Here is a 13,484-nt window from a genome sequence, read left to right on the forward strand (position 1 = left end):
ATTTTTCATGCATAACCAGGCTCCGATTCAACGTAGAAAATCTAAACGTATTTACGTTGGTAATGTGCCAATTGGCGATGGGGCTCCCATCGCCGTTCAGTCAATGACCAATACGCGCACCACCGATGTGGCGGCGACCGTAAATCAAATCAAAGCGTTAGAGCGCGTAGGCGCGGACATTGTCCGTGTCTCTGTTCCGACGATGGACGCTGCTGAGGCGTTCAAACTTATCAAACAGCAGGTTAACGTCCCGCTGGTCGCCGATATCCACTTTGACTACCGTATTGCGCTGAAAGTGGCGGAATATGGCGTCGACTGCCTGCGTATCAACCCGGGCAACATCGGCAACGAAGAGCGCATCCGCATGGTTGTAGATTGCGCTCGCGATAAAAACATCCCGATCCGCATCGGCGTCAACGCCGGCTCGCTGGAAAAAGATCTGCAGGAAAAATATGGCGAGCCGACGCCGCAGGCGCTGCTCGAATCCGCCATGCGTCATGTCGATCATCTCGATCGTCTGAACTTCGATCAGTTTAAAGTCAGCGTTAAAGCCTCCGATGTCTTCCTGGCGGTGGAATCCTATCGTCTGCTGGCGAAACAGATCGATCAGCCGCTGCATCTCGGGATCACCGAAGCGGGCGGCGCGCGCAGCGGCGCGGTAAAATCGGCGATCGGTCTGGGACTACTGTTGTCCGAGGGGATCGGCGATACGCTGCGCGTCTCGCTGGCGGCGGATCCGGTGGAAGAGATCAAGGTCGGCTTCGATATCCTCAAATCTCTGCGTATTCGTTCCCGCGGCATTAACTTTATCGCCTGCCCGACCTGTTCACGCCAGGAGTTTGACGTTATCGGTACGGTGAATGCTCTGGAGCAGCGTCTGGAAGATATCATCACCCCGATGGATGTTTCGATCATCGGTTGCGTGGTGAACGGCCCGGGCGAAGCGCTGGTCTCCACCCTTGGCGTCACCGGCGGCAACAAGAAAAGCGGCCTGTATGAAGACGGCGTGCGTAAAGATCGCCTGGACAACAACGACATGATCGACCAGCTGGAAGCGCGGATCCGCGCCAAAGCCTCGATGCTCGATGAAGCCCGTCGGATTGACGTTCAACAGGTTGAAGCAAAATAACGTGTTGGGAAGCGATACGCTTCCCGTGTATGATTGAACCTGCGGGCGCGAGGCGCCGGGGTTCATTTTTGTATATATAAAGAGAATAAACGTGGCAAAGAACATTCAAGCCATCCGTGGCATGAACGATTATCTGCCGGGCGAAACCGCTCTCTGGCAGCGCATTGAAGGCTCACTGAAGCAGGTGCTCGGTAGCTACGGTTACAGCGAAATCCGTTTGCCGATTGTAGAGCAGACCCCGTTATTCAAACGCGCGATCGGCGAAGTGACCGACGTGGTTGAAAAAGAGATGTATACCTTCGAAGACCGCAATGGCGACAGCCTGACGCTGCGTCCGGAAGGGACGGCGGGCTGCGTACGTGCCGGCATCGAACATGGTCTGCTGTACAATCAAGAACAGCGTCTGTGGTACGTCGGGCCAATGTTCCGTCACGAGCGCCCGCAGAAAGGTCGCTACCGCCAGTTCCACCAGATCGGCGCCGAAGTGTTTGGCCTGCAGGGCCCGGACATCGACGCGGAGCTGATTATGCTGACCGCGCGCTGGTGGCGTGAGCTGGGCATCTCCGAACACGTCAGCCTGGAGCTGAACTCCATCGGTTCGCTGGAAGCGCGCGCCAACTACCGCGACGCGCTGGTGGCATACCTGGAGCAGTTTACCGATAAACTGGATGAAGACAGTAAACGCCGGATGTATACCAACCCGCTGCGGGTGCTGGACTCCAAAAACCCGGACGTTCAGGCGCTGCTCAACGACGCGCCGGCGCTCGGCGATTATCTTGACGAAGAGTCGAAAGCCCACTTTGCCGGCCTGTGCGCGTTGCTTGACGATGCCGGGATCCGCTACACCGTCAACCAGCGCCTGGTGCGCGGCCTTGATTACTATAACCGCACCGTGTTCGAGTGGGTGACCACCAGCCTTGGTTCCCAGGGCACCGTCTGCGCCGGCGGTCGTTACGACGGCCTGGTTGAGCAGCTGGGCGGTCGCGCTACCCCGGGCGTGGGTTTTGCCATGGGGCTGGAACGTCTTGTTTTACTGGTCCAGGCAGTGAATCCGGAATTTAAAGCCGATCCTGTTGTCGATATATACCTGGTAGCCTCCGGGACCGATACTCAGTCTGCTGCAATGCGTCTGGCTGAGCAGGTTCGCGATGCGCTGCCCGGCGTGAAGCTGATGACCAACCACGGCGGCGGCAACTTTAAGAAGCAGTTCGCCCGCGCTGACAAGTGGGGGGCGCGCGTCGCGCTGGTGGTCGGTGAATCAGAGATTGCTGACGGAAACGTGGTAGTGAAGGATTTACGCTCAGGTGAGCAAACTACCGTAACGCAGGAGAGCGTTGCCGCGCATTTGCGCACACTTCTGGGTTAATCTCCCGGGAATTATTAGTCAGGAGAAGGACTGCGTGGAAACTTTTAACAACGAGAACGATCAGGTCGATGCGCTGAAGCGTTTCTTTGCCGAAAACGGCAAAGCGCTGGCGGTCGGGGTGATTTTAGGGATTGGCGCGCTGGTTGGCTGGCGCTACTGGACCTCCCATCAGCAGGATACCGCCAGAGACGCGTCGCTGGCTTACGAGAAGGCGACTTCCGCGCTGAAATCGAATACGCCAGAAGTGCTGTCAGGGGCAGAGAAATTCGCGGCTGACAATAAAAATACCTACGGCGCCTTCGCCTCTCTCGAGCTGGCACAGCATTTTGTTGAACAGAACGATCTGCCGAACGCTGAAAAGCAGCTGCAGCAGGGGCTGGCGGCCGCATCTGATGATAATCTGAAATCGGTTATCAGTATGCGTCTGGCCCGCGTTCAGCTGCAAATGAAACAGGCTGATGCGGCGCTGAAAACCCTCGACAGCATCAAAGGTGAGGGCTGGACCGCCATTGTGGCCGATTTGCGCGGCGAAATTCTGTTGAGCAAAGGCGATAAGCAAGGGGCCCGTGCGGCGTGGGAAGCTGGCGTGAAAAGCGATGCTTCTCCTGCGCTCAGCGAAATGATGCGTATGAAAATGAATAATTTGTCCATCTGAGAGGGACTCGATGCAATTGCGTAAATTACTGTTGCCAGGGCTGCTTTCCGTTACCTTGCTGAGCGGGTGTTCGCTGTTTAATAGCGAAGAAGATGTGGTGAAAATGTCACCGCTGCCGACGGTAGAAAACCAGTTTACGCCGTCCACGTCCTGGAGCACCTCGGTTGGCGATGGTATCGGCGAATTTTACTCTAACCTTCATCCGGCCTTTGCCGACGGCGTAGTGTATGCTGCTGACCGTAAAGGCACCGTCAAAGCGCTGAACGCCGACGACGGCAAAGAGGTGTGGTCGGTGAATCTAGCGGAGAAAGATGGTTGGTTCTCGCGCACGCCAGCGCTGCTTTCCGGCGGGGTGACCGTCTCTGGCGGCCATGTTTATATCGGCAGCGAGAAAGCGCAGCTGTATGCGCTGAATACCAGCGATGGTACCGTGGCCTGGCAAACCCGTGTCGCCGGCGAGGCGCTGTCGCGTCCGGTGGTGAGCGATGGCATGGTGCTGGTGCATACCAGTAACGGCCAGCTGCAGGCGCTAAACGAGACCGATGGGGCCGTGAAGTGGACCGTTAACCTCGATATGCCGGCGCTCTCCCTGCGCGGCGAGTCTGCGCCTGCGACCGCCTACGGCGCGGCGATCGTCGGCGGCGACAACGGCCGCGTCAGTGCAGTATTGATGCAGCAGGGGCAGATGATTTGGCAGCAGCGTATTTCTACGGCCACCGGCCCGACGGAAATTGACCGCCTGAACGACGTCGACACGACGCCGATCATCGTTAACGGTGTGGTTTATGCGCTGGCTTATAACGGTAACCTGACCGCGCTGGACCTGCGTAGCGGCCAGATTATGTGGAAACGCGAGCTGGGTTCGGTGAATGATTTCATCGTCGATGGTAACCGTATCTACCTGGTAGACCAGAACGATCGCCTGCTGGCACTGACCACCGACGGCGGTGTAACCCTGTGGACGCAAAGCGATCTGCTGCACCGTTTGCTGACCGCGCCGGTGTTGTATAATGGCAATCTGGTCGTCGGCGATAGCGAAGGCTACATGCACTGGGTTAATCCGGAAGATGGCCATTTTGTGGCGCAGCAGAAAGTCGATAGTTCCGGCTTCCTGACCGACCCGGTGGTTGCCGATGGTCGACTGCTGATCCAGGCGAAAGACGGTACGCTGTACGCGATTACGCGTTAATTACCGCTGTCGTGAGTGATTAAGAAACGGCCCCTGGCAGACAGGGGCCGTTTTGACTTTTTTAAAAACGTCGTTAAGACGATGTTGCTTAGTGATTGTATGAGGCATTTAACATGATACCTGTGGTCGCGCTTGTCGGGCGCCCTAACGTTGGAAAATCCACGCTCTTTAACCGCCTGACGCGCACTCGTGATGCGCTGGTTGCGGATTTCCCGGGGCTGACTCGTGACCGTAAGTACGGTCGGGCCGAAGTCGAAGGCCGCGAATTCATCTGTATCGATACCGGTGGTATTGATGGTACGGAAGAGGGCGTGGAAACCCGGATGGCGGAGCAGTCGCTGCTGGCAATCGAAGAGGCCGATGTGGTGCTGTTTATGGTCGATGCGCGCGCGGGCCTGATGCCGGCGGACATCGCGATCGCTAAACACCTGCGCTCTCGTGAAAAGCCCACCTTCCTGGTGGCTAACAAAACCGACGGCATCGACGTCGACCAGGCAATGGCGGACTTCTGGTCGCTCGGCCTGGGCGATATCTATCCGATTGCCGCTTCGCACGGCCGCGGCGTGACCAGCCTGCTGGAGCAGGCCCTGCTGCCATGGGTAGATGAGGTTAATCCGCAGGAAGAAGTGGATGAAGACGCCGAATACTGGGCGAAATTCGAAGCCGAGCAGAATGGCGAAGCGGAAGAAGAGCCGGAAGACGACTTCAATCCGCAGGATCTGCCGATCAAGCTGGCGATTGTCGGGCGTCCTAATGTCGGTAAATCAACCCTCACCAATCGCATCCTCGGTGAAGATCGTGTGGTGGTCTACGATATGCCGGGCACCACCCGTGACAGCATTTATATCCCGATGCAGCGTGACGAGCGCGAATACGTGCTCATCGATACCGCTGGGGTGCGCAAGCGCGGGAAAATCACCGACGTAGTGGAAAAGTTCTCGGTGATCAAAACGCTGCAGGCGATTGAAGACGCCAACGTCGTGCTGCTGGTGATCGATGCTCGCGAAGGGATCTCCGACCAGGACCTCTCGCTGCTGGGCTTTATTCTTAACAGCGGCCGTTCGCTGGTGATCGTCGTTAACAAGTGGGATGGCCTGAGTCAGGAAGTGAAGGAGCAGGTGAAGGAGACCCTCGACTATCGTCTGGGCTTTATCGACTTTGCCCGGGTGCACTTCATCTCCGCCCTGCACGGCAGCGGCGTCGGCAACCTGTTTGAATCGGTACGCGAAGCCTACGACAGCGCTACGCGCCGCGTAAGCACCGCGATGCTGACCCGGATCATGAACATGGCGGCGGAAGATCATCAGCCACCGCTGGTGCGTGGCCGTCGCGTGAAGCTGAAATACGCCCACGCCGGGGGCTACAACCCGCCTATCGTGGTGATCCACGGTAACCAGGTCAAGGATCTGCCGGATTCCTACAAGCGCTACCTGATGAACTACTTCCGTAAATCCCTGGACGTGATGGGCACGCCAATCCGGATCCAGTTCAAGGAAGGGGAAAACCCGTTCGCTAACAAGCGTAACACCCTGACGCCGAACCAGATGCGTAAACGTAAGCGCTTGATCAAGCACATCAAGAAAAGCAAATAATCATTAAACCCGCTTCGGCGGGTTTTTTGTGGCCGCCATGCCGGTAAATGTCAAAACCTTCCGCCATAATCCCGCGATACTTCGCCGGGAACAGAGCGGCTCAAAGGTGGACTTACTATGCAGATTGGTTTTATCGGCCTCGGCGCGGTGGTGGAAACCGCCTATTTACCGGCGCTGCGTCGCCTGGGGGACGTCATCGACCGCTGCCAGGGCTATGACCTGGACTGCAGCAGAGCGCTGCCGGGGATCCAGCGCTGTAGTTCGCTGTCGGCGCTGCTGGCCGAACTCCTGGATACGCTCTTCATTACCACCTCATCACTTCAGCATCTGCCCGTACTGGAGAGGGCGTTAGCCAGCGGCATTTCCCGCATCGTGGTGGAAAAGCCGATCGTGGCCAACCTTGAGCAGGCCGCCCGGCTGCGGGCGCTGCTGGCGCCGACTGAGCAGGCCGCGCGGGTGCTGGCTCTTGACCACTGGATGGCGCGAGGCGTTGCGCTGAACGCTCCTGGCCCGCTGTGGCGGGCGGAAGGGGAGGCCAGCGGCCTGCCTCCGCCGCACCTGTCAGCGCAGGATATCGTCTGGATCGAAGGTTATTTGCAGGAGCTAAGCGGCTTTAACAGCGCTGGTGAGCCGGTCGCACTCAATTTTGCCACCGGGGAGCTGGATACCCGGCAGCTGCGTCACCCTGATGGGGTGATCCTCGATATCGGCACCCATGTCCTGGCGATGCTCCGCGAAACCCTGCACGCCAGCGGAGGCGATACGGCGCTGAGCCTTTCCCTTCGGGTGGCGAAAGACCGCCTCGGCCATGACATTGCTCCTGGGGATACGAGCACTGCCGAGGGGGAGGCGCATCTGCAGGGAACCCTGGGCACTATCCCGCTCAATATCTGGCTCAACAAATACGCGGGTCCCGCGGGCGGGCAAAAGGGAATGCGGATAGGACTGCGGGACGGGCGAATAATTACCTTCGATCGCGCCCCTGAGGGCGAAGTGGTGACGCTACAGGACGGCGAGCGGGTGCAGCGCTGGACCCGGCCCGGGGCGATCTATACGCACTGTCTTGATGAGCAGATCCTCGGCGCTGATAATCTGTTTATCCGGGCGCCGGACAGCGTGGCCGGGCTAACGCAGCGTAGGCTTGAGGAAGTGGAATGGCTGCTCAGGTTGCAGCAGCAATTACGCGGCCCGCATTAAACCCGGAACATGATAAAATAGGTGCAGATAAACGTTGAAAGGAATGGTTATGGAACTTGATTGCCCTCTGTGCCACGCGCCGTTAGATGTCAAAGGCAGTAGCGCGCATTGCGCCCAGTGCGAAAGGGTATTTACCCTTGAGGCCCGCTGCCCGGAATGCCACCAGCCGCTGGAGGTGCTGAAGGCGTGCGGCGCGGTGGATTACTTTTGCCAGCATGGGCATGGCCTGATCTCGAAAAAACGGGTGGAATTTATTCCGCTGGTTTAGTGGGCGAAGGCTTTCTGGCCCGCGTTTTTTTCACCGGCGCGATCTGCTTCACTTCGCTTTCGACCCAGCCGTCTTTCAGGCGGGTGGTGAGCAGATCGCCGGTTTTGACCTGTTTTGTCTGCTTCAGCACCGTACCGTCGCTCACCGAGGTGACGCTGTAGCCCCGCGCCAGGGTGGCTAAGGGGCTCACCGCCTCCAGATGGGTCACCGCGTTGCCAAACCGTTCACGCCGCTCGCTGAGGCGGCCACGCATAATTTCCGCCAGCCGGTATTCCAGCTGCTGGATCCGCGACTGCGCGCGGTGGATCCGTGGCTGCGGGTTGTAGTGATTCAGACGCTGAACGGTGCGCTTTTGCCGCTGTTCTGCGCGCTTAAGCTGTGACTCCACGGCGATACGCATCCGCTGGCGCAGGCGTTCCAGGGCGGTCTGCTGGCGGGCCAAGCGCAGCTGTGGATGCTGTTGCTGCAGGCGATGGAACAGCTGGGTAAAACGGCGCTGGCGACTGGCGAGGAAATAGTCCATCGCCATCTCCAGCCGCTGCTGTCCGGACTGCAGCTGGCGCAGCAGCTCCTGCTGGTTGCGGCTGACGATTTCCGCGGCGGCTGAGGGAGTCGGTGCCCGCAGGTCGGCAACAAAATCAGCGATCGTGACGTCGGTTTCATGGCCGACGGCGCTGACGATAGGGATCTGGCTGGCGAAAATAGCACGCGCCACCCGCTCATCGTTAAAACTCCACAGATCCTCCAGCGAACCGCCGCCGCGTCCGACAATCAGTACGTCACACTCCTGGCGCGCGTTGGCCAGCGCGATGGCGCGCACAATCTGCCCGGGGGCGTCGTCACCCTGGACCGCGGTTGGGTAGATGATCACCGGCAGCCCGGGATCGCGGCGCCTGAGCACATGGAGAATATCGTGCAGCGCGGCACCGGTTTTCGAGGTGATGACGCCGACGCAGTGGGCGGGAGAGGGGAGCGCCTGCTTATGTTTTTGCTCGAACAGTCCTTCCGCCGTTAACTGCGCTTTCAGCTGCTCATACTTCTGCTGCAGCAACCCTTCGCCGGCGGGCTGCATGCTTTCGACGATAATCTGGTAGTCGCCGCGCGGCTCATACAGCGTGATGTTGGCGCGAACCAGCACCTGCTGCCCGTGCTGCGGGCGGAACGTGACCCGGCGGTTGCTGTTGCGGAACATCGCGCAGCGCACCTGGGCGTTATCGTCTTTTAAGGTGAAGTACCAGTGGCCGGAGGAGGGCTGGCTGAAGTTAGAGATCTCGCCGCTGATCCAAACCTGGCCCATTTCGCGCTCAAGCAGCAGACGCACCGTCTGATTGAGGCGGCTTACGGTAAAAATTGCGGGGGATTGAGAGGGTAACATGTGAGCAAGATCAAACTTTAAATCAGCAGGTTATTCAGTCGATAGTAACGCGCTCAGAGGGGATGGCAAGTATTATTTGCAAAAAAGGGTAGATGCAATCGGTTACGCTCTGTATAATGCCACGGCAATATTTATCCACCCTGGTCGAGATATTGCCCATGCTACGTATCGCTAAAGAAGCCCTGACGTTTGACGACGTCCTCCTCGTTCCCGCTCATTCTACCGTTCTGCCGAATACTGCCGATCTCAGCACTCAGCTGACGAAAACCATTCGTCTGAATATTCCTATGCTCTCCGCAGCCATGGATACCGTAACGGAAGCGCGTCTGGCTATTGCCCTGGCACAGGAAGGCGGCATCGGCTTTATTCACAAAAACATGTCCATCGAGCGCCAGGCGGAAGAAGTTCGTCGCGTGAAGAAACATGAGTCCGGCGTGGTCACCGACCCGCAGACTGTTCTGCCGACGACCACTCTGCGTGAAGTGAAAGAGCTGACCGAGCGCAACGGTTTCGCCGGCTACCCGGTGGTTACCGAAGAAAACGAGCTGGTTGGCATCATCACCGGCCGCGACGTGCGTTTCGTCACCGATCTGAACCAGCCGGTCAGCGTCTACATGACGCCGAAAGAGCGTCTGGTCACCGTTCGTGAAGGCGAAAGCCGTGAAGTGGTCTTCGCTAAGATGCACGAAAAACGCGTTGAGAAAGCGCTGGTCGTGGATGAAAGCTTCCACCTGCGCGGCATGATCACCGTCAAAGACTTCCAGAAAGCAGAACGTAAACCGAACGCCTGTAAAGATGAGCAGGGCCGTCTGCGCGTAGGCGCGGCGGTCGGCGCTGGTGCCGGCAACGAAGAGCGCGTAGACGCGTTGGTAGCGGCAGGCGTTGACGTTCTGCTGATCGACTCCTCGCACGGTCACTCAGAAGGCGTTCTGCAGCGTATCCGTGAAACGCGCGCGAAATATCCTGACCTGCAGATCATCGGCGGCAACGTTGCCACTGGCGCAGGCGCACGCGCGCTGGCGGAAGCCGGCTGCAGCGCGGTGAAAGTGGGCATCGGCCCGGGCTCCATCTGTACTACCCGTATCGTCACCGGCGTGGGTGTGCCGCAGATCACCGCTGTTTCCGACGCGGTGGAAGCGCTGGAAGGGACCGGTATTCCGGTTATCGCTGACGGCGGTATCCGTTTCTCCGGCGATATCGCCAAAGCGATCGCCGCCGGTGCGGCGGCGGTGATGGTTGGCTCCATGCTGGCGGGTACCGAAGAGTCCCCGGGTGAAATCGAACTCTATCAGGGTCGCTCTTACAAATCCTACCGCGGGATGGGCTCCCTTGGCGCGATGTCCAAAGGCTCCTCTGATCGCTATTTCCAGAGCGATAACGCCGCTGACAAACTGGTGCCGGAAGGTATCGAAGGCCGCGTGGCCTATAAAGGCCGCCTGAAAGAGATCATTCACCAGCAGATGGGCGGTCTGCGTTCCTGTATGGGTCTGACCGGCTGTGGTACCATTGACCTGCTGCGTACCAAAGCTGAATTCGTACGCATCAGCGGTGCGGGCATTCAGGAAAGCCACGTTCACGACGTGACCATCACCAAAGAGTCCCCGAACTACCGTCTGGGCTCCTGATTTCTTCGCCCGACCTTGCGTCGGGCGATTTATTTACTCTGTTTCACTTGCCTCGGAATTAGCGTCAATGACGGAAAACATTCATAAACATCGCATCCTCATCCTCGACTTCGGGTCTCAGTATACTCAGCTGGTGGCGCGTCGCGTGCGTGAGCTGGGCGTCTACTGTGAGCTGTGGGCATGGGATGTCACGGAAGCACAGATCCGCGAATTTAATCCAAGCGGCATCATTCTTTCCGGCGGCCCGGAAAGCACCACCGAAGAGAACAGCCCGCGCGCGCCGCAGTATGTGTTCGAAGCCGGCGTGCCGGTATTTGGCGTCTGCTACGGCATGCAGACCATGGCGATGCAGCTGGGCGGCCATGTAGAAGGTTCTAACGAGCGTGAGTTTGGTTACGCACAGGTTGAAGTGGTTAACGACAGCGCGCTGGTGCGCGGTATCGAAGATTCCCTGACCGCAGACGGCAAACCGCTGCTGGACGTGTGGATGAGCCACGGCGACAAAGTGACCGCCATCCCAGCGGACTTCGTAACCGTCGCCAGCACCGACAACTGCCCGTTCGCCATTATGGCCAACGAAGAAAAACGCTTCTACGGCGTGCAGTTCCACCCGGAAGTGACCCACACCCGTCAGGGGATGCGTATGCTGGAGCGCTTCGTGCGCGACATCTGCCAGTGCGAAGCGCTGTGGACCCCGGCGAAAATCATTGACGACGCCGTTGAGCGTATCCGTCAGCAGGTTGGCGACGACAAAGTGATCCTCGGCCTCTCCGGCGGTGTGGACTCTTCGGTGACCGCGATGCTGCTGCACCGCGCTATCGGCAAAAACCTGACCTGCGTATTCGTGGACAACGGTCTGCTGCGCCTGAACGAAGCGCAGCAGGTGATGGAGATGTTCGGCGACCACTTTGGCCTGAACATTGTTCACGTTGAAGGCGAGCAGCGTTTCCTCGACGCGCTGGCGGGTGAAAGCGATCCGGAAGCGAAGCGTAAAATTATCGGTCGCGTTTTCGTGGAAGTGTTCGACGAAGAAGCGCTGAAGCTGGACGACGTCAAATGGCTGGCGCAGGGTACTATCTACCCTGACGTTATCGAGTCTGCCGCTTCCGCCACCGGTAAAGCACACGTCATCAAATCTCACCACAACGTGGGCGGCCTGCCGAAAGAGATGAAGATGGGCCTGGTTGAGCCGCTGCGTGAGCTGTTCAAAGACGAAGTGCGTAAGATCGGCCTGGAACTGGGCCTGCCGTACGACATGCTCTACCGTCACCCGTTCCCGGGCCCCGGCCTTGGCGTGCGCGTGCTGGGCGAAGTGAAGAAAGAGTACTGCGACCTGCTGCGTCGTGCGGACGCTATCTTCATCGAAGAGCTGCACAAAGCTGACCTGTATAACAAAGTCAGCCAGGCGTTCACTGTGTTCCTGCCGGTTCGTTCCGTCGGCGTGATGGGCGATGGCCGTAAATACGACTGGGTCGTTTCCCTGCGTGCGGTGGAAACCATCGACTTTATGACCGCGCACTGGGCGCACCTGCCGTATGATTTCCTCGGCCGCGTCTCCAACCGTATCATCAATGAAGTGAACGGTATCTCCCGCGTGGTGTATGACATCAGCGGCAAGCCGCCAGCAACGATTGAGTGGGAATGATTAACGGCTACATTATAGCTAATCACATCTACTCAAATTGAAATGCAACCCTCTGTTTTTACAGAGGGTTTTTCTTTATATCACATCAACACTATTCACTCTATCTCACATTTTTTGACGGTATACCTGACGGTATTACCATTACGGTATACTCTCGTACCGTCAGAAAAAATGATGCATCACGGGTGAAATGTGCTTACCGATACCAAACTAAAAAACCTGAAACCGCAGGGCAAAATGTACAAGGTCTCCGATCGCGACGGTCTATACGTAGCCGTGCTGATCTCAGGCACCATCTCGTTTCGTTACGATTACCGCATCAACGGCCGACGGGAGACGCTGGTTATCGGTCAGTATGGTCGTGACGGTATCACACTGGCTGAAGCCAGGGATGAACTGATAGCGGCTAAAAAGCTGCTGAACGCAGGCCAATCGCCGGCTGCGGCTAAACGTGACGGTATCAAACGGATCCGCGGCGCCGAAACATTTACGGTACATACCGACGCCTACATGAAACATGTGGTCCTGGCTGACAGTACGCGGGCTATGAAGCAATCAGTAATCGACCGGGATATTTTGCCTGTTCTCGGAAACAAAATGATGTCAGAGATAACGACCCCTATGGTGCGTGATCTTTGCGATCGCATAGTCGAGCGCGGCGGACGCGCGACGGCGGTGCAGGCGCGTGAAATCATCAGCAGCGTTTACCGGTACGCCAATGACCGCGGGCACGGGTTATTCAACCCGGCCGCAGATATCAAACCTTCAGCGATCGCCATGTTTAAACCGCGTGACCGTTGCCTGCAGCCGGAAGAAATCGGCGTGCTGTTCAGGTCCCTCGATACCGTCAGCACTTTGCCAACCTTAAAGCTGGCTGTGAAGCTCATCCTGATCACGATGGTGCGCAAAACCGAGTTCATCATGGCGACGTGGAAAGAGGTGGATTTCAGCAAAGGAACCTGGACGATCCCATCTGACAGGATGAAAGGCAGCCGGTCACACGTCATCTACCTGCCGTCCCAGGCACAGGATCTGATGATAGGCCTGCAGATGTGCGCCGGCGGGAGTGATTATCTGTTGCCAGGTCGCTACAGCACCAGTAAGCCGTTATCCAATGCCGCTCTTAACTCAGTCATCGATCGCGCGGTTGCTGCTGCAGCGGATGCCGGGGAGAACCTGCAACCTCTAACAGTGCACGACCTGCGGCGCACAGCGAGCACGCTTTTGCATGAAGCGGGATTCCCGTCAGACTGGATAGAGAAGGCGCTGGCGCATGAACAGAAGGGCGTGAGGGCGGTTTACAACAAGGCCGAGTATTCCCGGCAGCGGGCCTACATGCTGCAGCAGTGGGCAAATATGGTTGATGCATGGATAAACGGGGAGCATTACGACCTTGTGCCGTTCTCCCCGTCTGCATTTGAAAAGTGGATGAATGAACAATAG

The 13,484-nt window shown here is 58.0% G+C and carries 11 protein-coding genes; 10 read left to right on the plus strand and 1 reads right to left on the minus strand.

Annotation, left to right across the window (positions count from 1 at the left end; translation table 11 throughout):
• Positions 1 to 7: 7 nt before the first annotated feature.
• From ispG to DR88_RS06745, 7 genes are all read left to right on the plus strand, one after another.
• The gene (gene ispG / locus DR88_RS06775; RefSeq protein WP_002913892.1) at positions 8 to 1,129 is read left to right on the plus strand and encodes a flavodoxin-dependent (E)-4-hydroxy-3-methylbut-2-enyl-diphosphate synthase; all 1,122 of its coding nucleotides are present in this window, start codon (positions 8 to 10) and stop codon (positions 1,127 to 1,129) included.
• A 91-nt stretch (positions 1,130 to 1,220) separates the two neighbouring features.
• On the plus strand, positions 1,221 to 2,495 hold the full coding sequence (gene hisS / locus DR88_RS06770) for a histidine--tRNA ligase (RefSeq protein WP_004149335.1): 1,275 nt from the start codon (positions 1,221 to 1,223) through the stop codon (positions 2,493 to 2,495).
• A 34-nt stretch (positions 2,496 to 2,529) separates the two neighbouring features.
• The gene (locus tag DR88_RS06765; RefSeq protein WP_002913890.1) at positions 2,530 to 3,150 is read left to right on the plus strand and encodes a YfgM family protein; all 621 of its coding nucleotides are present in this window, start codon (positions 2,530 to 2,532) and stop codon (positions 3,148 to 3,150) included.
• A gap of 10 nt (positions 3,151 to 3,160) precedes the next feature.
• Positions 3,161 to 4,339, plus strand: a complete 1,179-nt coding sequence (gene bamB, locus DR88_RS06760) for an outer membrane protein assembly factor BamB (RefSeq protein WP_002913889.1) — start codon at positions 3,161 to 3,163, stop codon at positions 4,337 to 4,339.
• Between the two features lie 113 nt (positions 4,340 to 4,452).
• Entirely contained in the window at positions 4,453 to 5,931 is a 1,479-nt protein-coding gene (der, locus tag DR88_RS06755; RefSeq protein ID WP_004144309.1) for a ribosome biogenesis GTPase Der, read from the plus strand.
• Positions 5,932 to 6,048: 117 nt separating this feature from the next.
• The gene (locus tag DR88_RS06750) at positions 6,049 to 7,128 is read left to right on the plus strand and encodes a Gfo/Idh/MocA family oxidoreductase (protein WP_004149334.1); all 1,080 of its coding nucleotides are present in this window, start codon (positions 6,049 to 6,051) and stop codon (positions 7,126 to 7,128) included.
• Positions 7,129 to 7,177: 49 nt separating this feature from the next.
• Positions 7,178 to 7,396: a zinc ribbon domain-containing protein gene (locus DR88_RS06745; RefSeq protein WP_004144303.1), complete on the plus strand. Its 219-nt coding sequence runs from the start codon at positions 7,178 to 7,180 to the stop codon at positions 7,394 to 7,396.
• Here DR88_RS06745 and xseA read toward each other — a convergent pair.
• Positions 7,380 to 8,771, minus strand: coding sequence for an exodeoxyribonuclease VII large subunit (gene xseA, locus DR88_RS06740; RefSeq protein WP_004149333.1), 1,392 nt, complete (start codon positions 8,769 to 8,771; stop codon positions 7,380 to 7,382). The genes DR88_RS06745 and xseA overlap by 17 nt on opposite strands.
• Before the next feature lie 158 nt (positions 8,772 to 8,929).
• Between xseA and guaB the strand changes: the two genes are divergently transcribed.
• The 3 genes from guaB (at position 8,930) to DR88_RS06725 (ending at position 13,484) form a co-directional block, all read left to right on the plus strand.
• On the plus strand, positions 8,930 to 10,396 hold the full coding sequence (guaB, locus tag DR88_RS06735) for an IMP dehydrogenase (protein WP_004151980.1): 1,467 nt from the start codon (positions 8,930 to 8,932) through the stop codon (positions 10,394 to 10,396).
• Between the two features lie 67 nt (positions 10,397 to 10,463).
• Positions 10,464 to 12,041: a glutamine-hydrolyzing GMP synthase gene (gene guaA, locus DR88_RS06730; protein WP_004151979.1), complete on the plus strand. Its 1,578-nt coding sequence runs from the start codon at positions 10,464 to 10,466 to the stop codon at positions 12,039 to 12,041.
• A gap of 192 nt (positions 12,042 to 12,233) precedes the next feature.
• Entirely contained in the window at positions 12,234 to 13,484 is a 1,251-nt protein-coding gene (locus tag DR88_RS06725; protein ID WP_004149328.1) for a tyrosine-type recombinase/integrase, read from the plus strand.

It is taken from the genome of Klebsiella pneumoniae, from assembly GCF_000742135.1.
GTDB lineage: Bacteria > Pseudomonadota > Gammaproteobacteria > Enterobacterales > Enterobacteriaceae > Klebsiella > Klebsiella pneumoniae.